Below are 23,810 nucleotides of genomic sequence, written 5' to 3' on the forward strand. Positions count from 1 at the left end.
GCCCGCCGCCGCCGTGCGTCGCCCGTTGGAGCCTCCGTGTCCTCTCGGTCCTCTCGTTCCCCTCGTTCCTCTCATTCCTCTCGGACCTCTCATTCCTCTCGGACCTCTCATTCCTCTCGGTCCTCTCGTTCCACGATCTGGCGCGCGCTGCTCGCGCTCGCCGTCGTCGCCCTGTCCCTCTGGATCACCCTGACCACCCCGCCCCGCCTCGGACTCGACCTCCGCGGCGGGACCCGCATCGTCCTCCAGACCGAGGACGGACCCACCGTGCGCGCCGACGCCGCGTCCACCGACCGCGCCCTGGAGGTGCTCCGCAAACGCGTCGACGGGCTGGGGGTCGCGGAACCCTCGCTCGCCCGCTCCGGCGAGCGCCGCATCGTCGTCGAACTCCCCGGACTGCGCGACCCGCGCCAGGCCGCCGAGGTCATCGGCCGGACGGCCCAGCTCACCTTCCACGCCGTCACCGGCGAGGCCCGGGAACCGGCCGGCCCGGACGCGAACGCCGGATCCGGCGGCCGGAGCGGGGCGTCGCGCGTCCTCGCCGACCCCGACGCGCCCGGCCGCTTCCTCGCCCTCGCCGCACCCGCCCTCACCGGCGACGGCGTCAAGAGCGCCGACGCCGTGCTCGATATGACGAGCGGCCGCGGCTGGACCGTCGACCTCGTCTTCCGCGACGGCGCCGCCGGCACCTGGGCCGGGCTGACCGGCGACGCCGCCTGCGCGGCGCCCGGAGACCCCGCCCGCAGGGTCGCGATCGTCCTCGACGACCGCGTCGTCTCCGCCCCGGCCATGCAGACCGGCGTCCCCTGCGGCTCCGGCATCGGAGGCGGGTCCGCGCAGATCACCGGCGGATTCTCCGCCCAGGACGCCCGCGACCTCGCGGCCCTCGTGCAGGGCGGAGCACTGCCGGTCCCGGTGACGACGATCGAGCAGAGCACCGTGGGCCCGACGCTCGGCGCCGAGGCGATCCGCGCCAGCGCCTGGGCCGCGCTGATCGGTCTCGCCTGCACCGGGATCTTCGTGATGGCGGTCTACCGCCTCCTCGGCGTCCTCGCCACCGCCGCGCTGCTCCTCTACGGCCTGATCTCGTACGCCGCCGTGGTCGCCCTGGGCGCCACCCTCACCCTTCCCGGCCTCGCCGGCTTCGTCCTCGCCATCGGCATCGCCGTCGACGCGAACGTCCTCGTCTTCGAACGGGCCAGGGAGGAACACGCGGCCCTGGGCCGGGCCGCGAACGGCCGGGACCTGCGGCGCCCGCTGACGACGGCGTTCGGCAAGGTGTGGAGCGCCGTCGCCGACTCCCATGTCACCACCCTGCTCGCGGCGGGCCTGCTCTTCATCTTCGCCACCGGCCCCGTCAAGGGCTTCGGGGTCACCCTGGCGATCGGCGTCCTGACCTCGCTCCTGACCGCGATGGTGGTCACCCGCCTCCTCGCCGACCTCGTCCTGCGTCTGCCCGCGGTCCGCCGCCGGCCGGAAGTCACCGGCATGGCCGGACTCGGCCGGCTGCGCACCCGGCTGACCCGCCGGGTGCCGCGCCTGATGGCCCACCGGCGCCGTTGGCTGCTCGCCTGCGCCGGACTCCTGCTGGCGGCCCTCGCCGGAATCGGCGTCCGGGGCCTGGAGTTCGGCGTCGAGTTCACCGGCGGCCGTGTCGTGCAGTACGCGGCCGAGCGGCCCGTCGACGCGGACGCGGCGCGAGCGGCGATCACCACGGCGGGCTTCCCCGACGCCGTCGTGCAGACGACCGGCGACGGTGACGTGTCGGTCCGCGTCCGGGAGAGCGGCGACGGCGAGCAGCGGGAGATCCGGGAGGCCCTCACCGGCGTCGCGGGACCGGTGGAGGTGGAACGCGACGACCTGATCGGCCCGAGCCTCGGCGGCGAGCTGCGCACCCACGCCCTCCTCGCCCTCGGCCTCGCGGTCGCCGCCCAACTCCTCTATCTGACCGTGCGGTTCCGCTGGACGTACGCGACGGCGGCGGTGGCCGCCATGACCCAGGACGTGCTGCTGGTGGTCGGCCTGTTCGCCTGGCTGGGGAAACCGGTGGACAGCGTGTTCCTCGCCGCGCTCCTGACCGTCGTCGGCTACTCGGTCAACGACTCCGTGGTGGTCCTCGACCGGCTGCGCGAACTGCGGCGCCGGGGCGGCGGCGTGCCGCTCGCCGACCTCGCCGACCGGGCCGTCGCCCAGACCCTGCCCCGTACGGTCAACACCGGTATGGGGGCGCTGTTCGTCCTGGTGGCGCTCGCCGTGCTCGGGGGCGACTCGCTCACGGACTTCTCCGTCGCCCTGCTCGCCGGTGTCGTGCTCGGCATGGCCTCCACGGTGTTCACGGCGATGCCGCTGGCCGTGGTCCTGGAGTCGGGTGACCCGGCGGCGGGCGCGCCCTCGGGCGGCGGGTCCGACCGGCCGCGGCGCGCGGCCGGGGCCCGCGGCCCCGACCGCTCGGGCGCGGTGGTCTGACCCGGTCGGTGCGAGCGGTGTCCCTTCGTCCCCGTGCGGTCTGCACGTACGGGGCGAAGGAGCACCCGCCGACTCCGGCGGGCTCGGCTCCGGGCGGTCCCCGTCGCCCGGGTCGGCTCGGGCCGGGTCGCCGTCCCGTGACGCTTCTCCGGTCGACCCGCCGGCAACCCGGGGCGGATCCGCGCGGGGCGGGTCGCCGTCGTCCGGGCCGCCTCGGGGCGGGGTACCGTCCGGTGACGCGTCTCCGGTCGACCCGCCGTCGCCCGGGGCGGTTCCGGGCGGGTCGCCGTCGCCCGGCTCGGCTTCGCGACGGTCACCGTCCCGTGAGCTCGGCCTCGATCAGGTCGGCGGCCCGGCGGGTGCCGCCCTCGCGGGCCATCGACTCCTGGATGTCGCGGGCGCGGCGCGGTACTTCGGGGTCGCCGAGGAGCGCGAGCAGGTCCTTGCGCAGCCGCTCCGGGGTGACCTCGTCCATGGGCAGGTGCCGCGCGACGCCCAGGGCCTGGAGCATGTCGGCGTTCCCGAACTGGTCGACGGCCTGCGGGACGGCCACCATGGGCGTGGCCGTGGCCAGGCCCTCCTGGCTGCCTCCCGCGCCCGCGTGCGTCACGAAGGCGTCGGCCTGCCGGAGGATCGCCAGCTGGGGGACCCAGGAGCGCACCTCGACGTTGGCCGGGACGTCGCCGAGTTCCTCCGGGTCCACGAACTTCCCGATCTGGAGGACGACATGCCAGCCGGGGAGGCCGGCGAAGGCCGCCACGCAGTCGCGGTAGAAGCCGGGCTGCTTGGTGAAGGAGGAGCCGAGGGAGACCAGGACCACGGTCTCCGCGTCGGCAGGCCGTTCCCAGCCTCCCTGGTCGGCGCGCTCGCCCTGGCAGGCACCGACGAAGGTGTGGACGGACTCGTCGACCCGGTCGGCGTGCGGCTGCAGGGCCTTGGGGATGAGGACGAGCGCGCGGCCCGGGCGGGCGACGAACCTCTCGGGGTCGGTGTCGATCCCGTGCTCGGCCAGCCAGGCCTCGAACCGCGCGTAGTACGCCCTGCCGCGCGGCGAGGCCTTGAGCTCGGCGGTCATCGGCGCGGCGACCTCCTCCTCGTACCCCTCCCACGGCACGAGGTTGGGCCAGAGGGAGACCGCCGGTACGCCCCAGGTGTGGGCGAGGACGCGGGCCGGATAGGAGGTGATGTCGTGGAGGACGAGGTCCGGCTCGTCCCCGGCGAAGGCGGCGGCGAGCTGGGGGAGGGCCTGCACGGCGTCGCTCAGGAAGGGTTCGAGGTTGTCGATCAGTTCGGTTCCCCAGGCGTCCGGGTCGTCGTCGGTCGGCAGGGTCGAGGTGTAGACGACGGGCGTGGCCCCCGTCTCCGCGACCTTCCCGGCGAAGGACGCGGGGACGGCGTAACTGACGCGGTGGCCGCGGGCGACGAGCTCGCGGATCACCTCCAGGCTCGGGTTCACGTGGCCGTGCGCGGCGATGGAGAACATGGCGATGTGCGCGGGGGACGCGGTGGTGGTCATGACGCCCACCGTAGATGAGACGATACGTCTCGTCTAGTCGATTCTCGTGGACGGGGCATCGGGTTCGCCGTGGATTCGGTTCGCGTTCGCGGCCCGACCCCTCTTCCGGATGATCTGTTCATGCCAAGATGTGGGATGTCGCATCATGCCGCCCGACCCAGGGGACACAGTGAAGACACAGGTGTACGCCACCAGGGGCGCCCTCGCCCTCGCCGCCGCCCTCACGATGACCATCGCCCTGCCCGGCAGTGCGTTCGCCGCACCGCCCCCCGCTCTCCCGGCCAACGCCGACGCCCTGGAGCAGACCTTCCAGCCGGCCTTCGACTACGACACCGACGGCTGCTACTCCACCGCCGCCATAGGACCCGACGGCACCCTCAACGGCGGGCTCAAGCCGTCCGGCACCGTGAGCGGCCAGTGCCGCGACTCCTGGGACCTCACCCAGACCAACGGCTACTCCCGCGCCAAGTGCAACAACGGCTGGTGCGCGATCCTCTACGGCCTGTACTTCGAGAAGGACCAGGCCGTCTGGGGCAGCGGCCTCGGGGGCCACCGTCACGACTGGGAGCACGTCGTGGTCTGGGTCCAGAACAACCAGGCCCGGTACGTCTCCACGTCCGCCCACGGCGACTTCAACACCTACGGCCGGGACTCCATCCGCTGGGACGGCACCCACGCGAAGGTCGTCTACCACAAGGACGGGATCGGCACGCACTGCTTCCGCCCGGCCAACTCCAACGACGAGCCGCCCGAGAACCACCAGCACACCTGGCAGTTCCCCGCCCTGGTCGGCTGGAACGGCTACCCGGCGGGCCTGCGCGACAAGCTCACCCAAGCCGACTTCGGCAGCGCGGTGTTCGGCCTGAAGGACGGCAGCTTCGCCTCCCACCTGGCCGAGGCCAAACCGGCCGGCATCCCCTTCGACCCGTACGCCTGACCGCCCCGACCCGGCCCCGGACGGGCCTGACCTGCCTCAACACCCCCGGACCCGCCGTGCGATCATGCGAGGGCCCCGGGGGTGGGCCACCCGGTCGGGTGCGTGCGATACGAGGAGTGGGCCGTGAACCCGCGTGGGGAACAGGGCGATTCGTCCATACCGGACGACGTGTGGGAGCAGTTCCTGAAGGACTCCGTGGCGGGCGTCGCCGACGCGCCCGAGGAACCGTCCGCCAGGGCCCGGGAGATGACCGAGCGGCTGCGCGACACACCCCCGGACGACGCCGGTTGGCGCACCTACACGCCCACCCCGGCCCGGCGGCGGGGGAAGGGCCGGTACCTGGTCGGTCTGCTGGCCGCCGCGGCGCTGCTGGTCGCGGCGTTCGATCCGTGGGACGTGATCGGCTCCTCGGACGACGGGACGGCCGGCGCGCCGCTCGCCCAGGAGTCGGAGCGCCCCACCGGAGCGCCGCCCGCGGAACCGGCCCGACCCGCCACGCTCGACGAGCCGTTCAGGGGATCACCGGCCGCCCGCTGGGCGGACGGCGCGGCCGGGATCAGCGTCCCCCCGGCCCGGGCGACCGGCTGGATGAGCACGGCGCAGGTGGAGAAGGCCCTCCGGCGGACGCGCGACTTCCTCGTCGCGTCGAGCCTGGACCCGGCGGTGCTCCGCGGCGAGCGCCCCGCCCGGGCGATCGCCCTCGTCAACCCGCACCAGAAGGACTTCAAGGAGTACCAGGCCGCCGCGTTCACCGACCCGACCGAGGAGAACGACCCGCTCCTGCTCTTCAGCCGCTTCCAGCCGTCCCACGCGCGTCCCGTCGGCGACGTCGTCAAGACCCGGGGACGGATCACCTTCCGGGAGGGCGAGCGCGGCGCCCTGCTGGTGACCACCGACGTCACGTACGTCTACCCCGTCGTGTCCGCCGCGCCCGGCAGCGACGAGGTGCTGCGCACGATCGCCCGGCGCGAGGTCGTGGTGAGCTGGGACGACCCCGCGAAGGTCATCACCGAACCGGGCACGCTCTCCCTCGTCTCGTACAAGGTCGACATGACCAACGGCGGCTGCGACACCGGCGCCGGCTGGTTCGCCCCGGAGTTCGGCACCCGGCAGGCCGGGGACGGCGCCGACGGCGAGACCGTCGACCCCTACGACCGGAGCAAGCCGCTGTTCGGCGACACCGGGAGCCCCGACGACGGATGCAGGACCGCGTCACGCTCCTGACCACCGCCCCACCCGGACCCTCCCGCACGCGCCCCGTGGATTCCCGGCCGCCGTTCCATGGTCACGGGCGCGCGCGGAGGGCACGATGGGGGCCGACCGCGGCCGGGCGACCCGGGCGCGCCGACAGGCACCGGAAGGGACACGTCACCCCATGCCCCAGCACTACGGCGACTACCAGCACGAGATCTACTTCGACGGACTCTTCGGCGTCCTGCCCACGCAGCCGATGACCTTCGCCGAACTGGAGTCGAGGGCGCGGGCCGCGCTCCCGCCCTCGCTGTGGTCGTACGTGGCGGGCGGCGCGGGAGACGAACGCACCCAGGAGGCCAACGCCGACGCCTTCCGCGCCTGGGGGCTCGTGCCGCGCATGATGGTCGGCGCGGACCGGCGCGACCTGTCCGTCGACCTGTTCGGCCTGAAGCTGCCGTCGCCGCTGTTCATGGCGCCCGTCGGCGTGATCGGCCTCTGCGCCCAGGACGGCCATGGCGACCTGGCGACCGCCCGCGCCGCCGCCCGGACGGGCGTGCCGATGGTCGCCTCCACCCTCACCGTCGACCCCATGGAGGACGTCGCCGCCGAGTTCGGCGACACTCCCGGCTTCTTCCAGCTGTACACGCCCACCGACCGCGACCTCGCCGAGAGCCTCGTCCGCCGCGCCGAGGCCGCCGGCTTCCGGGGCATCGTGGTCACCCTGGACACCTGGATCACCGGCTGGCGGCCCCGCGACCTCGCCACCGGCAACTTCCCCCAGCTGCGCGGTCACGCGCTCGCGAACTACACCTCCGACCCCGTCTTCCGCGCCCGCCTCGCGAAGAGCCCGGAGGAGGATCCCCGGGCGGCCGTCCTGGAGTGGGTCGGCATCTTCGGCAAGCCGCTCGTCTGGGAGGACCTGGCCTGGCTCCGCTCCCTCACCGACCTGCCGATCGTCCTCAAGGGCATCTGCCACCCCGAGGACGTCCGCCGCGCCAGGGACGGCGGCGTGGACGGCATCTACTGCTCCAACCACGGCGGTCGCCAGGCCAACGGCGGGCTGCCCGCCCTGGACGCGCTCCCCGAGGTGGTCGCCGCCGCCGACGGACTCCCGGTCCTGTTCGACTCGGGCGTCCGCAGCGGCGCCGACGTGGTCAAGGCCCTCGCGCTCGGCGCCACGGCCGTGGGGGTCGGGCGCCCCTACGCGTACGGTCTCGCCCTCGGCGGCACCGACGGCATCGTGCACGTCCTGCGTGCGCTCCTCGCCGAGGCCGACCTGATCATGGCCGTCGACGGCTACCCCACCCTCGCCGACCTCCGCGCGGAGGGCGCCCTGCGCCCGGTCCGCGCGCGGGAGTGAACGGGGGCGGGCCGGCGCCCCGGAATCCGGCGCCGGTGACACCTTCGGACGCCCTTCTCCGGGCCCTGCACGGGCCGGCCGATCCGCCGCTGCGGCCGCTTCCGGCGACGGTGGCGGACCTCCTCCGTGCGCTGGACGCGCCCCCGCGGCTGGCGGCCCACCTGCGGGCCGTCCACGACGTCGCCGTCCAGCTGGTCGACTGGCTGGAGCACCACCGACCGGAGCTCGGCGCGGACCGCGAGGCCGTCCTCTTCGGCGCGGCGACGCACGACATCGGCAAGACCGTGCACGTCGCCGAGCTGTCGGGGCCGGGCTCGCGGCACGAGGAGGCCGGGCGGGACCTGCTCCTCGCCCGCGGGTTCGGCCCGGACCTGGCCCGCTTCGCCGGCACGCACGGCTCCTGGACGGCCCCGGGCACGACGCTCGAGGACCTGCTGGTGAGCACGGCCGACAAGGTGTGGAAGAACAAGCGCGTCCCGGAGCTGGAGGACCTGCTCCTCGCGCGGCTGGCGAAGGCTTCGGGCCGCGCGCGCTGGGAGGAGTACCTCCTGCTCGACGACCTCCTCGGCCGCATCGGCGAGGGCGCCGACCGACGGCTAGCCTTCCAGACCGCGTTCCCGGTGTCCGCGTAGCGGCGCGGGCGGCGGGTGCCGCCCGCGCCGCGCGGGATCAGGCGAGCGCAGCCGTGGCGGCGACCGCGAAGGAGTGGTCCTGCTCGGGTGCGCCGCCGCCGACCCCGACGGCGCCGACGAGGACGCCGTCCCGGTGGACGGGGACGCCGCCGGCGATGAAGAGCAGCGGCCGGTCCAGGGCCGTGGTCAACGAGTGGAAGGGGCCGTCCGGCTTCACCAGGTCGACGAGGTCGGCGGTGGGGGCGTCGAGCTGGAGCGCGGTGTACGCCTTGCGGGTGCTCGTCTCGCCAGAGATCAGTACGGCGCGGTCGTCGCGGCGGAAGGCGAGGAGGTGGCCGCCGGCGTCGAGGACGGTGACGCTGACGGTGACCCCGGCGGCCTCCGCGGCGTCACGGGCGGCGGAGAGCAGGGTCTCGGCGTCCTGGGCGGTCAGCGGGGCGACGGCGGTGCGGGCGGTCATGGCACTTCTCCTGGGGATGAGGATGAGGATGAGGATGGGGAGGGGGGTGGTGGAGGGGAAATCGGAGTGAGAGGGGGGGAAGGGGGAGGGTCAGCGGCGTGCGGGAACGCGGGCCTCGGCGTAGCCGACGGCGGTACGGCCCGAACCGGGGCCGTTCGCCGCGGAACCGGCGGTCTCCGCCGAGACCGGGCCGGACCCGAGGGCTTCGGCGCTCGCGGCAGCCCGGCGCTCCAGGGCGGCGGACCAGAGGGCGAGGCCGAGAGCTGCGGCGGCGAGGAGCGCGCCGACCCAGTTCGGGGCGGTGTAGCCGAAGCCGGCGGCGATCACGAGGCCGCCGAGCCAGGCCGCGAGGGCGTTGCCCAGGTTGAAGGCCCCGATGTTGACGGCGGAGGCCAGGGTGGGCGCGCCGTGGGCCTGGTCGAGGACGCGCTTCTGCAGCGGCGGGACGGTGGCGAAGCCGAGCGCCCCGACGAGGACGATGGCGACCGCGGCGAGAACCTTGTGGTGCGCGAGCACGGTGAACAGCGCGAGGACGACCGCGAGCCCGCCGAGGGCCGCGTACAGCAGGGGCATCAGGGCCCGGTCGGCGTACCGGCCGCCGAGCAGGTTGCCGAGAAACATGCCGACGCCGAAGAGGACGAGCAGCCAGGTGACGGCGCCTTCGGAGTACCCGGCGACCTCGGTCATCATCGGCGCGATGTAGGTGATCGCGGCGAAGACGCCGCCGAAGCCGAGCACGGTCATCGCCATCGCGAGCAGGACCTGCGGGTTGCGGAAGGCCTTCAGCTCGCCACGCAGGCGGGTGCCCTCGGGGCGGGGCGTGGCCGGGACGAGCTTCGCGATACCGAGTAGCCCGACGAGGCCGAGCGCGGCGACGATCGCGAAGGTGGTGCGCCAGCCCAAGGCCTGGCCGATGAACGTGCCGAGCGGCACGCCGACGATGTTGGCGACGGTGAGCCCGGTGAACATGGTGGCGATGGCGCCGGCCTTCTTCTCCGGCGCGACCAGCTCGGCGGCAACGACCGACCCGATGCCGAAGAACGACCCGTGGGCGAGCGATGCGACGACGCGGCCGGTCAGCATCACTCCCAGGTTCGGGGCGAGTGCGGACAGCAGGTTGCCGAGCACGAACAGGCCCATGAGCAGCATCAGCATGCGCTTGCGACTGACCTTGGCCCCGAAGACGGTGAGCAGGGGTGCGCCGACGACGACACCGAGGGCGTAACCGGTGACGAGCAGGCCGGCAGCAGGGATGGAGACACCGTAGTCGGCGGCGATGTCGGGGAGCAGTCCCATGATCACGAACTCGGTCGTGCCTATGCCAAAGGCTCCGACCGCAAGAGCGAGTAGTGCGAGCGGCATGGCTCGCCCCCTTCCTGAATTACTTGAGGCATCTCTTTGCGCGCCTCAACAATAATTGCACACGCGCTCTATGTGCAAACGCAGGTAGCCGGATCGCTCTCGGTGGTGTCGGTTTCAGCCGGTCCGGCCCGTCCGATCGCGAGGGCGAGGACGAGAGTGGCCTCCTGCTGGTCCGGGGTGGGCTGGTGACTGCGGCCGGGGCGGCCGGGGTAGACGGCTGACCGGCCCGTCCATCGGCGCGGCCAGAACTCAGGAGAGGACACGATCAGCGTGAGCGATGCCGAGCACCGGAAGCAGACACCCGACGGAGCGGCCGAACTCCTGGTTCGCTGCCTGGAGAACGAGGGTGTCGAGGTGGTGTTCGGCGTACCCGGCGAGGAGAACATCCGCTTCACCAACGCCCTCGCCCGCTCGGAGAAGATCCGCTACGTCCTCACCCGGCACGAGCAGGCCGCGTCCTTCATGGCGGAGATGTACGGCCGGCTCACCGGTTCGGCGGGGGTGATGTCCGCGACGCTGGGGCCCGGCGCGATCAACCTGATGCTGGGCGTCGCCGACGCCATGACGAACAGCACGCCCGTCGTCGCGATCACCGCGCAGGTCGGCAAGGAGCGCAACTACAAGGAGTCCCACCAGTTCGTGGATCTGGTGAGCATGTTCGCCCCGGTCACGAAGTGGTCGGCGGAGGTACCGGCGACCCAGGCCATCCCCGAGATGGTGCGGCGCGCGTTCAAGACCGCCGAGTCGGAGCGCCCCGGCGCCGTCTATCTCGCCGTGCCCGAGGACGTCGACGCGGCGACGGACGGCTCGGACCTGAACCCGCTGCGCAGGAACGTCGTGCAGCCCGAGGCGCCGTCCCCGAAGCAGATCGAACGAGCGGTGGAGCTGCTGCGGGAGGCCCGCCGGCCGGTGATCCTCGCCGGACACGGCGCGGCGCGCGGCGCCGCGGAGTCGCTGGCGGCGTTCGCCACCGCACTCGACGTGTCGACGGCGACCACCTTCCACGGCAAGGGCGTCCTGCCCGACGACCACCCGTGTGCGACCGGCACGTTCGGCTTCATGCGGCGCGACTACACCAACTTCGGGTTCGAGGAGGCCGACGTCGTCATCGCCGTCGGCTACGAACTGCAGGAGTTCGACCCGTCCCGGATCAACCCGGACGGTGACAAGAAGATCGTCCACATCCACCGCGTTCCGGCGGAGGTGGACGACAGCTACTCGGTCGACGTCGGCATCATCGGCGACATCTCGGCCTCCCTCGACGCCCTCGCCACCGCACTCGACGGCCTGCGCTGGACCATCGACGACGAGGACACCGTGGCCACCCGCGCGCTGCTGGCGAAGGAACTCGAGCAGGGCGCCGCGGACGAGCGCTACCCGCTCGCCCCGCAGCGCGTCATCGCCGACACCCGTGCCGCGCTCGGTCGCGACGACATCGTGCTGGTCGACACCGGCGCGCTGAAGATGTGGATGGCCCGGCTCTACCCGACGTACGCGCCGAACACCTGCCTCATCTCCAACGGCCTGTCCACCATGGGCTTCTCGCTGCCCGGCGCGCTCGCGGTTCAGCTCGCCAGGCCGCAGACGAAGGTGCTGGCGGCGGTCGGCGACGGCTCGTTCCTCATGCACTCCCAGGAGATCGAGACGGCGGTCCGCGAGAACATTCCGCTGACCGTGCTGATCTGGGAGGACAACGGCTACGGACTCATCAAGTGGAAGATGGACCTGGAGGTCGGGGAGAACTCCAACACCGACTTCGGCAACCCGGACATCGTCCAGTACGCCCGCAGCTTCGGCGCGAAGGGCTACCACATCGAGTCCGCTGGGGACCTGCTGCCGACGCTCCGTGAGGCACTGGCGGACCCTGGCGTGTCGATCATCAACTGCCCGGTGGACTACGCCGAGAACATGAACCTCATCAAGCACCTGGGGCACCTCGACTCGGCGCTCTGACCTGCCTGCGGCGCGGCCCGACCCCCGTACGGGCCGCGCGGGGGCCTCCCGCAGGGGCGGTGTCCTCGGGCCTCCGGCATCGCGTGCCATTCTCGCGGCGCGGGGTAGGGGGTCTCCGTGTGGTTCGGCCAGTCGAGGAGAGGAACGAATGTGATGCGTGCTCGGAGCATAGGTGCGGCAGCCGCCACGGGGTTGGCGCTGGTGGCCGCCCGCGACCTCGTGCAGAAGAAGCACGCGCTGCTGAGGAACTTCCCCCTGCTGGGACACGCCAGGTACGCGCTGGAGACCATCGGCCCCGAGCTACGGCAGTACATCGTGACGTCCAACGACGAGGAGCGTCCCTTCAGCCGTGACCAGCGCAGCTGGATCTACGCGTCGGCGAAGGGGGAGAACAACTACTTCGGGTTCGGCACCGACAACGACATCGAGCACGTGCAGGGTCATGCATACGTGAAGCAGCGTACGTTCGCCGGTGCACTGCCCGCTGTGAGCGACCCGCAAGCGGTGTTGCCCTCGGCCAAGGTGCTCGGCGGACCGCGCGGCCGCGCGAAGGCGTTCCGCCCGGCGAGCGTCGTCAACATCTCGGCGATGAGCTTCGGCTCTCTGTCCGGCGCGGCCGTCACGGCGCTCAACAAGGGCGCGGCGCTGGCCGGGACGATGCAGAACACCGGCGAGGGCGGCCTGTCGCCCTACCACCTCAACGGCGGGGACCTGGTCCTCCAGATCGGTACGTCGTACTTCGGCTGCCGCAACGAGGACGGGACGTTCAGCCTCGACAAGCTCAAGTCACTGGTCGCGGGTGCGCCCGTGAAGGCGATCGAGATCAAGCTGTCGCAGGGCGCGAAGCCGGGGCTCGGCGGCATGCTGCCGGGCGCGAAGGTGACCGACGAGATCGCCGCGATCCGCGGCATTCCCCCGGGCAGGGACTGCGTCTCGGCGTCGCGGCACACCGCGTTCCACGACGTGGACTCGATGCTCGACTTCGTAGAACTGCTGGCCACGGAGACCGGATTGCCGGTCGGGATCAAGAGCGCCATCGGGGACATGGACTTCTGGGAGGAGCTCGCAACGCTGATGGAGCCCGGTGAGCGAGGAGTCGACTTCGTGACCGTCGACGGTGGCGAGGGCGGCACTGGAGCGGCTCCCCTGATGTTCGCCGACTCGGTGTCCCTGCCGTTTCGCGTGGGCTTCTCCCGCGTCTACGGCGTGTTCGCCGAGCGGGGCCTGACCGACGACGTCACCTTCATCGGCTCCGGCAAGCTAGGCCTGCCCGAGAATGCCGTCGTCGCGTTCGCCCTCGGCGTCGACATGATCAACGTGGGCCGCGAGGCGATGCTGTCCATCGGCTGCATCCAGGCCCAGAAGTGCCACACCGACAAGTGCCCCACCGGCATCGCCACCCAGAACCCCTGGCTGGCGCGCGGCATCGACGCGCCCTCGAAGGGCATCCGGGCCGCGATGTACCTGCGCACCCTGCGCGGGGAGTTGCTGAGGGTCTCGGGCGCCGTCGGTGTCCCCCACCCGTCGCTCATCAACCCCGCCGACATAGACATCCTGAACGGCGACTACGACGCCCGCACCCTGGGGAGTGTGTACGGCTACAAGGACGGCTGGGGCTGCCTCGGGCCGGCGCTCGCCCATGAGATCGCCGAACTGCTCACCACCTGAGCCAGGACCTCGGCCACCTGTCCGGCCCAGCTCCGCGACCGCAGACACAACGAGGCGACGGCGAGATCGCGTCCGGAACAGGCCGACCGGCGGTCGTGCGTGAACGGGTGCTGCGACCGGGCGACGGTCTGGAGGAGCGATGGGGCGTCGGCGTGGGCGATGGCCGGCACGCGTGCGCGCGCTGTGTCGGTCGCACCGGACTCCATCGACATGTACGGCGCCTCGTGGCTCAGACTGAAGGCTCCGAGCGGCCGAGGGCCGTCGGCCCACGCCGCGCGGTGTGCGGCGTGGGCCGTGGCACGCGGGTCCGGTCGTGGCGGCGCCCGCCGTTCAGTCCTCCTTGAGGAGGGCGCAGGCGAAGTCCTCCTGCACGGTGCGCAGGCGGGCCAGCAGGGCGGGCTTCACCCTGGGGCTGGTCTGGGTGTTGATCGAGAAGGTCAGTGAGCGGGTGCCGTCCGGGCTGGCGGCCATCAGCTGGGTGTAGCCCGCGGTGTTGCCCGTGTGGCCGTAGAGCACCCCGCACCGGGTCGTGTACTGGAAGATCGCCAGCCCGGCGGCGTTCGTGCCGGGTCCCGGCGGCTCCGAGGTGTCACCCGGCCGGAAGGCGAGCTGCTCCTCGCGCGTGCGCCGCGACAGCAGGCCGGGGCCGGCGTAGGCGCGGATGAAGGCGGTCAGGTCGCGCGGGGTGGAGACGATCCCGCCGGAAGCCCAGGCCCCGGAGGCGCCGAACACCTCGCTCACGTCCTCCGGGCCGGCCGGCGGATCCACCGCGTAGCCGTGCAGGTAGGGCCGAGGAAGCCGGTACCCCAGCGGGAGGCTGGTGCGGCGCAGCCCGAGCGGGCGGTACACGAGCTCCTTGAGGAGATCCTCGTACGAGCGGCCGGTCGCCGCCTCCGCCATGAGCGCCACCGCGATGTTGTCGGAGTTGGAGTACTCGTACAGCGCGCCCGGACGGAAGAGCAGCGGCTCGTCGGCGATGAAGTCGAGGAGCCTGCGCGGGTCGAAGACGTGGTGCGGGTCGGCGGTGAGGATCGCCGCGAACTCGGGGGAGGCCGAGTAGTCGGGCAGCCCGCTCGTGTGCGCCAGGAGCTGGCGCAGCGTCACCGCGCCCCAGGCCGCGGGCTGTCCGGGCAGCCGGTCGGCGATGGTGTCGTCGAGGGAGAGCCGGCCCTGGTCGACCAGCCGGAGGGCGACGGCCCCGCTGAACGCCTTGGCGGCGCTCGCGATCCGCATGTGGTCGTCGGGGCGCGGCGGGCGGCCGGTGGCGGTGTCGCCGACACCCGCGGTGTACACCTGGGTGCGGTCGTCCCTGGTGAGCAGGGCGATCACGCCGGGCGGGCCGTCGGCCTGGGCCACGAGCCGGTCGAGCTGCCGCTGCAGGCGAGGGTCGTGGTGCGGCGGGTGGCCGCCGGCGGCCTGCGCGGGTTGGAGCAGCGTCGCACCGAGCGCGGCGGCGGTGAGGACGACGGCGGCCGCCAGCGAGCGGGGGCGGCGGCCACGGGGGCGGAGGAGCACGTGCGGATCTCCCTGGGTGCGAGGGGCGGGCCGGCGCCCCCGGCCCTGGGCCCCGGGCCGGGGACACCCGGCCGGGGTATCCGCCTGCCTAGCAGAGCGCGCGCCGCACGCGTCCGCGGCACGCTTCGGGCAGGGCCGGTCGGCCGACGCGACCCACCGGAACGTGGCGCGACGGGCCGTGCTCCCGCCCGGGCCCCCGAGTCGGAAAGTCCAAGCGCCGCGGCGATTCGTCCCTATGAGCCGTGACGCGGGTGCGAGCAGTCTGAGTGCCGCCACGCACGGCCGTGCCGCCGGGTGCGCAGCGGACGGAGGTCCCGCCGCGTCCCCGGCCGGCCCGGCCGTCCACCGCCCCTCCTCGCGCCCCCTCCTCGTCCCTCCCCGCGCCGCACCCCGCGCACGTACGCCCCTCCACCCCCATTCCCGCCCGGTCGCCCCTCCGTCCGACCGTTCGTCGGCCGTCCCCGAGGACACCGGACCGTCACGGAGCCCTCCCCCTCCGGGCTCCTCCGATCAGGGAGAACCATGCCCATGCGTCACAGCAGACTCGCCGGGACCCTGGCCGCCGCCGCGCTGGTCGTCACCGGCGGCAGCGCACTGGCGACACCCCCCGCGTCCGCGGTCCCCGCGGCGCCCGCGGCCGCGACCTACACCGTCACCGTCGGTGCCAAGGGCTCGTGGACCCACCCCGACGACACGCCCGCGGGCACGTACATCGACAAGGACGGCACCTTCTACTTCCAGCAGGCGCACGCGCTCTACGGCGCGAACGACCCCCGGAAGTGGACCTTCTACACCGGAACGAACTTCGACACCGCCACCCGGTCCGCCGCCCTCAGCGACACGGTGAACCCGGCCAACCCCGACGACCGCAACGACGACACCACCTGGCGCTGCAACAACAGCCCCACGGGAGTGGAGTCCACCCCTGCGCCCTCCACCGGTTCCTACGCGCACCGCAACTACTGCGACCTCGCCGGGGTCTGGGTCGATCCGGACACCGGGGACTGGTACGGGCTCGTGCACAACGAGTTCACCCCGCAGCCCTTCGGCGACGGCGTCCACTACGACGGCATCGACTACGCCGTCTCCAGGGACCAGGGACGGACGTGGAGCATCAGGGACCACGTCATCACCTCGCAGCACAGCACCGCACGCGGCGACACCGCGGCCTTCCCGCGGCAGACGTACCACTACGGCACCGGTGACCAGCGCCTGTTCGTCGACACGGCGTCCGGCTACTTCTACGCCTTCTACGGCTCCCGGATCGTGAACAAGGGCGGCGGCTGGGCCGCGTTCTACGGGCACGTCGCCCGCGCTCCGATCGCGTCGAAGATGGCCCCCGGATCCTGGCGGAAGTGGTACGACGGCGCCTGGTCCGAGCCCGGCGTCGGAGGCCGGGAGAGCACCATGGTCCCGGTCGGCGCCGGCAGCACCACGGGGTACACCCCGCCGTCGAAGGAGTACGACCCGGCCAACACCGGCACCGTCGCCCAGCAGGTGGCCGCCGGCCTGACGCCCCCGACGTCCCCGCTGTTCGTCATGGACATCACGTACAACGCCCACCTCGGCCTGTACATCGGCCAGCCCCAGGCGGTCGACCAGAGCGGGAACGCCTCCCAGGAGATCTACGCCACCGACAACCTCGCCACCCAGAAGTGGTTCCGCCTCGGTGACACCGGCGGCTACAGGAACGCGTCCTGGTACCGCTGGTTCCTCGACGGCGGGAACAGGACCGGCTCCGGCATCGTCGGCAAGGACTTCCGCTCGTACTGCTCCTTCGGCTGCTCCGACGGCGCCTCCGCCGAGTACGTCAACCTGACGATCGGCACCACCGAGCCCGCCGCCCCCGTCGACGCGACCAGGGCCTACCGCATCACCAGCGCCGGCGGCCGCGTCCTCGCCGAGGCCTCGGGCGGCGCCACGACCTCGCTCGCCGCCGCCACGGGATCCGCCCTCGAATCCTGGATCTTCACCCCGAACGGCGACGGCTCCCACCGCATCTCCAACGCCTCGTCCGGCCGGCTGCTCGGCGTGAGCACCGCCTCCACCGCCACCCGGGCCTGGGGCACCAGGCCCACCGTCACCGCCGCACCGGCCGGCGGCCCCACCGTCGGCCAGCAGTGGTTCGTCCTGCGGGGGACCTCGCCGGCCGACGGCACCCCCACCGGCGCGTACAGGATCGTCAACCGGTACAGCGGACTCGTCGTCGGCCTCTCCGCCGACTCCGCCCGGTCCGCCGAGACCACGCCCACCCGCACCTGGAGCAACAGCACGGGGAACGCGGTCGGCGGCACCCGCACGGCCGGGGAGCAGACCCTCACCCTGACCCCCACCGGCCAGGCACCCGAGACGGTGACGGTGACTCATCCGGGCGACCGGGCGACCACCGTGAACAAGGCCGTCTCCCTCCAGATGACGGCCGTCGACTCCGCCGCGAAGCCCCTGGCCTTCACCGCGTCGGGGCTGCCCGCCGGGCTCGGCATCAGCACCGGCGGACTGATCACCGGAACCCCCACGACGGCGGGCACGTCCACGGTCACCGTCACCGCGTCCTCCGGCACCGCCTCCGGCACGGCCACGTTCACCTGGTCGGTGACGGCCGCCCTCGACGGAGTCCGCACCCTCACCGCCGCGGGCAAGGCGCTCGACAACCCCGACCACAGCACGACCGCGGGCACCCGGCTCATCACCTGGGCGCCGACCGGCGGCGCCAACCAGCAGTGGAGGTTCACCCGGCAGCCGGACGGCACGTACGAACTGAGGAACGTCGAGTCCGGGCTCTGCGCCGACGTCGAGGGCGGCTCCACCGGAGCGGGCGCCCGCGTCATCCAGTGGACCTGCACCAACGGGGCCAACCAGCGCTGGAACGTCGTCCGCCGGCCGACGGGCACCCACACCGTCGCCTCCGCGGCGAGCGGGCTGCTCCTGACCACCGCCTCGGCGGCCGACGGCGCCGCGGTCACCCAGCAGCCCGACACGGGCTCGACGTTCCAGTGGTGGACCATCACCTGACGCCACCGCCGTGCCCGGCCCGCCGGGGCCCCGTGAACCACCGGGCCCCGGCGGGCCGTCGCCGCGCCGGGCGGCCGCCGACGGCCCGCTCACCCGTTCGGCGTAGTTGAGTGCTCGCCTCCGTGGCGGCGGCCGGACGATGACCCCATGAGCCAGAACACCGCACCCCGCCCGCCCGGCGCCGAAGCAGGCGTCCGGGGCACCGCCGGGGGAACCCTGTTCGCGGGTGTCCTCCTCGCGGTCATCGGCATCCTGGACGTCCTCCAGGGCATCGTCGCGATCGCCAAGGACGACGTCTACGCCGCCGTCGGCGACTACGTCTTCGAGTTCAGCCTGACCGGCTGGGGCTGGACCCACGTCGTCCTGGGCGTCCTCGTCGGCCTCTCCGGCGCCGGCATCCTCATGGGCTCCGAATGGGGGCGGATGGGAGGCATCACCCTCGCCGGTCTGAACACCGTCGCCCAGTTCCTCTTCCTGCCGTACCACCCCTGGTGGTCGCTGTTCTCGATGGCCCTCTCCATCGTCGTGATCTGGGCGCTGGCCACGGACCACACGAGCTTCGGGAAGCACGGCACCGCCTGACCGGCCGCCGGCGCACCGCGCCGGGAACGGCGTACGGTGCCCCGGAGCCGTACGCCGTCGGCGGTCACCGGGACAGCCGGGACTCGATGAGGGCCTTGAAGTCCTCGTAGGTGCCCGGGGTCTGGATCCGCACCCCGTCGACGAAGAAGGTCGGCGTCCCCCGGACGCCGAGCGCGAGTCCGTCCCGCTGGTCCGCCCTCACGCGTTCCAGGGTCGCCGGCGCCTTCACCGCGGCGTCGTACCGGGCCATGTCGAGTCCCAGGCCGGCGGCGTAGGCGCGGAAGAGCCCGGCCTTGGACTCCTTCGCCTCGCCCCACTCCTTCTGCGTGGCGAACAGCTTGCCGTACATGGCCTCGAACCGGCCCTGCCCGGCCGCCGCCTCGACCGCGAGGGCGGCGGCCGTGCTGTTGTGGTGGCCCGGCATGGGGAAGTACCGGGCGACGAACGTCACCCGGTCCCCGTACTCGGCCCTGAGCCTCTCGACGGTGGGGTGGACCGCACCGCAGCCCTCGCACTCGAAGTCGAGGAACTCGACGACGGTCAGCTCGCCGCGCCGGGGCGCGGTGAGGCGGTGGCTGTCGTCCCGGACGGGACGGGCGTCGGAGGCGGGCTCCGCCGCCACGGGGGCGGAGCCCCTCGGTGCGAAGAGCAGGAACGAGCCGAACGCCACGGCGAGGGCCGCCACGAGGACCGCGGCGGCGAGCAGGTTCTTCTTGAGCGTGGTCATGAGTCCTCGGAAGGGGAGTGGTCGAAGGCCCCGGAAGGGAGCGACGCCACGAGAAGGCGCGCGGGGCCCTCGGCCCGCCCGAGTGGGGCGGGTCGGGAACGCCGGGCCCGCGGCAGCCTCCGTGCCTACGCCGCGAGGGCGTACGGAGACAGCCGGCGGGACGCGGCCGGGACGCGGCGGGAGGCGCGGCCGGTCGGGCCGGGCCGGGCCTGCGGCGGCGCGCGTCCGGCCTGCGTCCGGACGGCGAGCGGCGTGAGCGGCGGAGCCTCGTCCTCGGCGCCGCGGCGGGCGGGCACGGGCCGCGCGGCGGGCACACCGCAGCACGGCCGGACGAGACGCACCACCGCCACCAGCGCGTGGAGCGCCGGCGGTGTCTGCCACCGGAACCGCTCGACCACCCCGAGCCGCCGGACCGTCAGGACGAGCGTGACCGCGTGCCCCACGGCGAAGGCCTCGGGAGGCACCCCGGCGGCGGTGGCATGGCCGAGCGCGGCCGGCAGACCGTCGGGGACACCCACGGCGGCGCACGCGCCCGGCACCGCGTAGGCGGCCTGGTACACCGCCTGCGCACCCGCGAGCGCCGCGAGCAGCCGGGCGTCGGAGACCCTGCGGCGCGGCCCGACGAGCGCCGCCGCCCCCGCACCGCAGAGCAGCAGCACGCAGAGGACCGCCCACCGCGGCAGGTGCCCCTGGATCAGCAGATGGCCGCCGGCCGGGAGGAGCACGCACACGGCGGCGGCGACCGCCGTCCACACGCCGCGCATCGCCCCGGGGAGGGCCGATGCGAGGGCGGTGCCGCGCGCGCGTTCCATGGTGTCCGTGCTTCCAGGCCGATGAGCGGATCCCGGACGCCCCCCGCGGCACCCGGTCTTCGGTCGGTACTTCGGTACTCGGTACTCGGTACCCAGGCAGGGTATCCCGCCGCACCGAAGGGCCCGCCCGCCTCCCACACACACCGCTCACACCCGCTTCCCGGAGCCCCCGTCCCCCCGCCGAACGGCCCGGCGGCGCACCGGCCTTCCGGCCACGCGGAGCGCGGACGCCGGGCGTCCGCGGGCGTTGTCAGTGGGCGGGGTTAGGTTCGTTCCTGTTCCGCCGCAGCGGTGCGAACATCCCCTTCGACGTGCATGGGAGAGGTACGTTGCCGGTCTGGGAGCAGTCGAGTACGGCGCGGGTGGTACCGCCCGCGCGACCGAGGAAACTCGCCAAGGTGCCGTTCGTAGAACTGGCCGACGGACGCCTGCAGGGCGTCGTGTCCAGCGGGTCCGACGCGGGACGCGTGTACGTGTCCTCGATCGCGACCGGGACGTACACGTTCGCCTGCAGCACGAACAACAACCGTCCCTGCGGCGGCGCCCGGGGAGGCTTCTGCAACCACATCCGGGCCCTCGTCGCCGAAGCCGTCCTGCAGTACGGGGCCGACCGCGTCGCCCGGTACCTGAAGGCAGACCCGGGCGACACCGGCGCCGACGCCCACCACCTCGTCGCGCTGATGACCGCGACGCGGCCCGCGCAGGGCGACACCGCCGCGGCCGCCCCGGTGTTCAGCCGCTTCCTGCGGCACCTGGCCTACCTGGAGCTGGAGCCGTCCACCGGACCGCTGCCCGAGATGCAGTGGTTCCCGCCGACGAGGACGGTCGCCTGATGCGCACGGACCTGTTCACCGACCCCGTCGACGGGCTCGACGAGGCGCTGTCCGCCGTCGACTCCTTCGACCGGGCACTCGTCTCCGGACTCCTCCGGCCGCAGCCCGACCAGGCCGCGGGCCTGGCCGCGCTCGCCGCCGCCGTCGGCGGCACCCCGCTGGCCGCCGCGGTCGCCGAAGCGGCCGACAAGGCCGCCGCCGGAGCCGCGGGCGAGGACCACCTCGTGGCGCTCGCCGCCGCCCGCACCGCCCTCATGGGCTCCGTCCACGACGCCCTGACCGAACGCGTCGCGGACATCACCGGCCGGCACCCCGCCGAACCGACCGGCCCGCGGGCCCCGTCGGAGGAGCCCGGGGCCAACGTCCTCGCCGCCGCCCGCGCCTGGCTGTGCGACCTCGCCCGCGCCGGCTGGCAGGGCATCGACCACGAACTGGTCGCCGGCGCCGCGCCCGTCGTCTCCGCGATGCTGCCGGACCTTCGGCTCCGCCGGCAGGCCACCCTCCTCGACGGCTTCGCCGCCGAACTCGCCGCCTCCTGCCCCGGGGCCACCCTGGACCGGGTGCCGGTGCGCCGCTGGGCCGACCTGTGGACCCGCGCCCTCCTCCTGACCCTCCCGGGTGCCGTCGGGACCCCGGCCGCGGCCCCCGCGACCGGCCGCCTGCTGCCCCTCGGCATCGACCTCCAGGAGCACGCGACCGCGGTACAGGCCCAGGTCCACGCGGTGTTCGAACCCGCCGACGGCACACCGCCGCGCCTCGTCCGCGCGGCGGTGTCCGCGCCCAAGCCCGACACCGTGGTGGGCGCGGGCCTGTGGCAGCTGCTCCGGCCGCACATGTCCCTGCTCGCCGCCGTGGGGGAGGGCCGCGCCGTCGCACTCGACGGCATGCCCCTCACGGACGAGGGCGACCTCGTCTGGGACGACGAGCGGGCCCGTACGGGAGAGCCCGCCGACCCCTTCGGCACCGCCCGCGTCGCGCTGGCCACCGCCACCGACCCGGTGACCGCCCCGCTCGACCGCCACCCGGCGCGGATCGCGGTCCCCGTCCTCCTGGAGGGCTACACGGCGGAGGAGGACGGCGAAGGCCGCCCGGTCCTCGCCCTCGCCGGCCACCGGCTGCCCGTCGACACCGACCGCATCCCCACCGCGGGTCCCCTCACCCCGGAAGCGGTCGCCGCGTCCGGAGCGTGCCTGGGGCTGCTCCGCTGGGACGCCGGGGAGTTCGTCCTCCAGCCGCTGGCCGTCGAGACGACCGTCCGGAAGAAGACGGTCGCCGTCCACGCGGGCGCGTGGGCCGGAGGCACCGCCGACAAGACCGGCGCCCGCGCGGAGAAGGCGGCGACGGACTCCGTCGCCGTCCTGCGCGAACGAGCCGGAAAGCTGCTGCGCGCATGACCGACCCCGCGTCCCCCGACCTCCCGCCGGTCCGGCCCTCCGCGCCCGACCCCGACGACAACCGCCGCCAGGTCCTGTACTGGCGCCTGCTCGCCCGTCTCTTCGACCCCGAGGAGCAGGCCGCCCTGGAGTCGGCGAGCCTCGCCGTCGTCGAGGACATCGGCCTGCCGTCCGCACTGCTCGACCCGGGCGCGTCCGTCGACTCCGTCGTCCAGCGCCACCCCGAACTGGCCGACGAGTTCGACGGGCTGATGACGCCGGAGACGGAGTCCGACGGCGCCCGCGACCGGGCCGCCGAGGTCCGGCGCGCCGCGCTCGCGTCGAAGCTCCTGCTCAACGTCTTCTCCACCGGATCGGGAACGGTCTCCGCCGGGCAGCTGGCTCGCTGGCAGTCGGACGCCGGCTGGCTGGAGCGGTCGCTCGGCCGCCCGCCCGGCGGGCTGCGCGGCGGCCCCGGGGCGGACGCCGACGGCCCCGGAGCCGGGCTCGAACTCGGCGACGTCGAGGCCGACCTCGTCCGCCGGATGCACCTGCGCGAGGTGCTGGCCGATCCCGCGCTCGCCGCCCGGCTCACCCCCAGCATGTCGCTGATCGAGCAGCTCCTCCGGGACAAGGGGAACCTCTCCGGCGTCGCCCTCGCCAACGCCAAGGCCCTCATCCGGCGCTACGTCGAGGAGGTCGCCCAGGTCCTGCGCACCCAGGTCGAGAAGGCCACCGCGGGCGAACTGGACCGCTCCGTCCCGCCCAAGCGGGTCTTCCGCAACCTCGACCTCGACCGCACCATCTGGAAGAACCTCACCAACTGGAGCCCGGAGGAGGAACGGCTCTACGTCGACCGGCTCTACTACCGGCACACCGTCCGGCGGACCACCCCGCAGCGCCTCGTCGTCGTCGTGGACCAGTCCGGCTCGATGGTCGACTCCATGGTCAACTGCACCATCCTCGCCTCGATCTTCGCCGGGCTGCCGAAGGTGGACGTCCACCTCATCGCGTACGACACCCGCGCGATCGACCTCACCCCCTGGGTGCACGACCCGTTCGACGTCCTCCTGCGCACCAACCTCGGCGGCGGCAACGACGGCCCCGTCGCGATGGCCATGGCCCGCCCGAAGATCGCCGAGCCGAAGAACACCGTCATGGTGTGGATCTCCGACTTCTACGAGTTCGACCGCTCGCAGCCGCTGTTCGAGGGCATCGAGGCGGTCCACCGGTCCGGAGTGCGGTTCATCCCCGTCGGCTCGGTCACCAGCTCGGGCCGGCAGGAGGTCAACCCCTGGTTCCGGGAGCGGTTCAAGGCCCTCGGCACCCCGGTCGTCTCCGGCCACATCGACAAGCTCGTGCACGAACTCAAGACCTTCCTCACCTGAGCCTGCCCAGAAAGGCCCTC

At 73.5% G+C, this 23,810-nt stretch carries 17 protein-coding genes and 1 pseudogene; 12 read left to right on the plus strand and 6 right to left on the minus strand.

Going from position 1 to position 23,810, the window contains the following annotated elements:
* Nucleotides 1-135 precede the first annotated feature (135 nt).
* Nucleotides 136-2,466 carry a protein translocase subunit SecD gene (secD, locus tag ACY0MR_RS33385; RefSeq protein WP_473561961.1) on the plus strand — a complete coding sequence of 777 codons (2,331 nt, stop codon included), beginning with the start codon at nt 136-138 and terminating at the stop codon, nt 2,464-2,466.
* 313 nt (nt 2,467-2,779) lie between these two features.
* Here the strand turns inward: secD and mgt are convergent.
* Nucleotides 2,780-3,998, minus strand: a pseudogene (mgt, locus tag ACY0MR_RS33390) (macrolide-inactivating glycosyltransferase).
* Between the two features lie 210 nt (nt 3,999-4,208).
* Between mgt and ACY0MR_RS33395 the strand changes: the two are divergent.
* The 4 genes from ACY0MR_RS33395 to ACY0MR_RS33410 all read left to right on the plus strand — a co-directional run bounded on the left by ACY0MR_RS33395 (nt 4,209) and on the right by ACY0MR_RS33410 (nt 8,105).
* Complete coding sequence (locus ACY0MR_RS33395) at nt 4,209-4,919, plus strand: NPP1 family protein (RefSeq protein WP_404085070.1); 711 nt, start codon at nt 4,209-4,211, stop codon at nt 4,917-4,919.
* A 123-nt stretch (nt 4,920-5,042) separates the two neighbouring features.
* Nucleotides 5,043-6,143, plus strand: a complete 1,101-nt coding sequence (locus ACY0MR_RS33400) for a hypothetical protein (protein ID WP_473557172.1) — start codon at nt 5,043-5,045, stop codon at nt 6,141-6,143.
* Nucleotides 6,144-6,294: 151 nt separating this feature from the next.
* Nucleotides 6,295-7,473, plus strand: coding sequence for an alpha-hydroxy-acid oxidizing protein (locus ACY0MR_RS33405; RefSeq protein WP_388797353.1), 1,179 nt, complete (start codon nt 6,295-6,297; stop codon nt 7,471-7,473).
* A 35-nt stretch (nt 7,474-7,508) separates the two neighbouring features.
* A complete protein-coding gene (locus ACY0MR_RS33410; protein WP_473557174.1) occupies nt 7,509-8,105 on the plus strand; it encodes an HD domain-containing protein in 597 nt (198 codons plus the stop codon).
* A 37-nt stretch (nt 8,106-8,142) separates the two neighbouring features.
* Here ACY0MR_RS33410 and ACY0MR_RS33415 read toward each other — a convergent pair whose 3' ends face one another.
* The gene (locus ACY0MR_RS33415; protein WP_403310854.1) at nt 8,143-8,565 is read right to left on the minus strand and encodes a GlcG/HbpS family heme-binding protein; all 423 of its coding nucleotides are present in this window, start codon (nt 8,563-8,565) and stop codon (nt 8,143-8,145) included.
* Between the two features lie 90 nt (nt 8,566-8,655).
* Complete coding sequence (locus ACY0MR_RS33420; protein ID WP_473557177.1) at nt 8,656-9,927, minus strand: MFS transporter; 1,272 nt, start codon at nt 9,925-9,927, stop codon at nt 8,656-8,658.
* A gap of 270 nt (nt 9,928-10,197) precedes the next feature.
* On the opposite strand from ACY0MR_RS33420, the gene ACY0MR_RS33425 reads away from it, so the two are divergent.
* Complete coding sequence (locus ACY0MR_RS33425; protein ID WP_473557179.1) at nt 10,198-11,880, plus strand: acetolactate synthase large subunit; 1,683 nt, start codon at nt 10,198-10,200, stop codon at nt 11,878-11,880.
* Nucleotides 11,881-12,033: 153 nt separating this feature from the next.
* Nucleotides 12,034-13,548: a glutamate synthase-related protein gene (locus ACY0MR_RS33430; protein WP_473557181.1), complete on the plus strand. Its 1,515-nt coding sequence runs from the start codon at nt 12,034-12,036 to the stop codon at nt 13,546-13,548.
* 330 nt (nt 13,549-13,878) lie between these two features.
* Here the strand turns inward: ACY0MR_RS33430 and ACY0MR_RS33435 are convergent, their stop codons facing one another.
* Nucleotides 13,879-15,063, minus strand: coding sequence for a serine hydrolase domain-containing protein (locus tag ACY0MR_RS33435; RefSeq protein WP_473557183.1), 1,185 nt, complete (start codon nt 15,061-15,063; stop codon nt 13,879-13,881).
* A 522-nt stretch (nt 15,064-15,585) separates the two neighbouring features.
* On the opposite strand from ACY0MR_RS33435, the gene ACY0MR_RS33440 reads away from it, so the two are divergent.
* Together ACY0MR_RS33440 and ACY0MR_RS33445 are read left to right on the plus strand one after the other, a co-directional pair.
* Complete coding sequence (locus ACY0MR_RS33440) at nt 15,586-18,075, plus strand: RICIN domain-containing protein (RefSeq protein WP_473557186.1); 2,490 nt, start codon at nt 15,586-15,588, stop codon at nt 18,073-18,075.
* 147 nt (nt 18,076-18,222) lie between these two features.
* A complete protein-coding gene (locus tag ACY0MR_RS33445; protein WP_473557188.1) occupies nt 18,223-18,657 on the plus strand; it encodes a DUF7144 family membrane protein in 435 nt (144 codons plus the stop codon).
* A 64-nt stretch (nt 18,658-18,721) separates the two neighbouring features.
* On the opposite strand, the gene ACY0MR_RS33450 is transcribed toward ACY0MR_RS33445, so the two are convergent.
* Nucleotides 18,722-19,384: a DsbA family protein gene (locus ACY0MR_RS33450; RefSeq protein WP_473557191.1), complete on the minus strand. Its 663-nt coding sequence runs from the start codon at nt 19,382-19,384 to the stop codon at nt 18,722-18,724.
* 125 nt (nt 19,385-19,509) lie between these two features.
* Nucleotides 19,510-20,196 carry a hypothetical protein gene (locus ACY0MR_RS33455; RefSeq protein ID WP_473557193.1) on the minus strand — a complete coding sequence of 229 codons (687 nt, stop codon included), beginning with the start codon at nt 20,194-20,196 and terminating at the stop codon, nt 19,510-19,512.
* 329 nt (nt 20,197-20,525) lie between these two features.
* Here ACY0MR_RS33455 and ACY0MR_RS33460 point away from each other — a divergent pair, with 329 nt between their 5' ends.
* Genes ACY0MR_RS33460 through ACY0MR_RS33470 form a run of 3 tightly spaced genes read left to right on the plus strand, consistent with a single transcriptional unit; the run spans nt 20,526 to nt 23,790 of the window.
* The gene (locus tag ACY0MR_RS33460) at nt 20,526-21,029 is read left to right on the plus strand and encodes a hypothetical protein (RefSeq protein ID WP_473557194.1); all 504 of its coding nucleotides are present in this window, start codon (nt 20,526-20,528) and stop codon (nt 21,027-21,029) included.
* Nucleotides 20,999-22,423 carry a hypothetical protein gene (locus tag ACY0MR_RS33465; protein ID WP_388797377.1) on the plus strand — a complete coding sequence of 475 codons (1,425 nt, stop codon included), beginning with the start codon at nt 20,999-21,001 and terminating at the stop codon, nt 22,421-22,423. The genes ACY0MR_RS33460 and ACY0MR_RS33465 overlap by 31 nt, the downstream gene beginning before the upstream one ends.
* A complete protein-coding gene (locus ACY0MR_RS33470) occupies nt 22,420-23,790 on the plus strand; it encodes a VWA domain-containing protein (RefSeq protein ID WP_404085000.1) in 1,371 nt (456 codons plus the stop codon). The genes ACY0MR_RS33465 and ACY0MR_RS33470 overlap by 4 nt, the downstream gene beginning before the upstream one ends.
* The last annotated feature ends 20 nt before the right edge of the window (nt 23,791-23,810 follow it).

Source organism: Streptomyces sp. JN8 (assembly GCF_055808075.1).

What these genes read in the sequence shown, in the direction of transcription:
- ACY0MR_RS33395 (WP_404085070.1), top strand. Translation starts at nt 4,209, where the DNA reads ATGACCATCGCCCTGCCCGGCAGTGCGTTCGCCGCACCGCCCCCCGCT.
- ACY0MR_RS33405 (WP_388797353.1), top strand. Translation starts at nt 6,295, where the DNA reads ATGCCCCAGCACTACGGCGACTACCAGCACGAGATCTACTTCGACGGA.
- ACY0MR_RS33415 (WP_403310854.1), bottom strand. Translation starts at nt 8,565, where the DNA reads ATGACCGCCCGCACCGCCGTCGCCCCGCTGACCGCCCAGGACGCCGAG.
- ACY0MR_RS33420 (WP_473557177.1), bottom strand. Translation starts at nt 9,927, where the DNA reads ATGCCGCTCGCACTACTCGCTCTTGCGGTCGGAGCCTTTGGCATAGGC.
- ACY0MR_RS33430 (WP_473557181.1), top strand. Translation starts at nt 12,034, where the DNA reads ATGCGTGCTCGGAGCATAGGTGCGGCAGCCGCCACGGGGTTGGCGCTG.
- ACY0MR_RS33440 (WP_473557186.1), top strand. Translation starts at nt 15,586, where the DNA reads ATGCCCATGCGTCACAGCAGACTCGCCGGGACCCTGGCCGCCGCCGCG.
- ACY0MR_RS33445 (WP_473557188.1), top strand. Translation starts at nt 18,223, where the DNA reads ATGAGCCAGAACACCGCACCCCGCCCGCCCGGCGCCGAAGCAGGCGTC.
- ACY0MR_RS33450 (WP_473557191.1), bottom strand. Translation starts at nt 19,384, where the DNA reads ATGACCACGCTCAAGAAGAACCTGCTCGCCGCCGCGGTCCTCGTGGCG.
- ACY0MR_RS33455 (WP_473557193.1), bottom strand. Translation starts at nt 20,196, where the DNA reads ATGGAACGCGCGCGCGGCACCGCCCTCGCATCGGCCCTCCCCGGGGCG.
- ACY0MR_RS33470 (WP_404085000.1), top strand. Translation starts at nt 22,420, where the DNA reads ATGACCGACCCCGCGTCCCCCGACCTCCCGCCGGTCCGGCCCTCCGCG.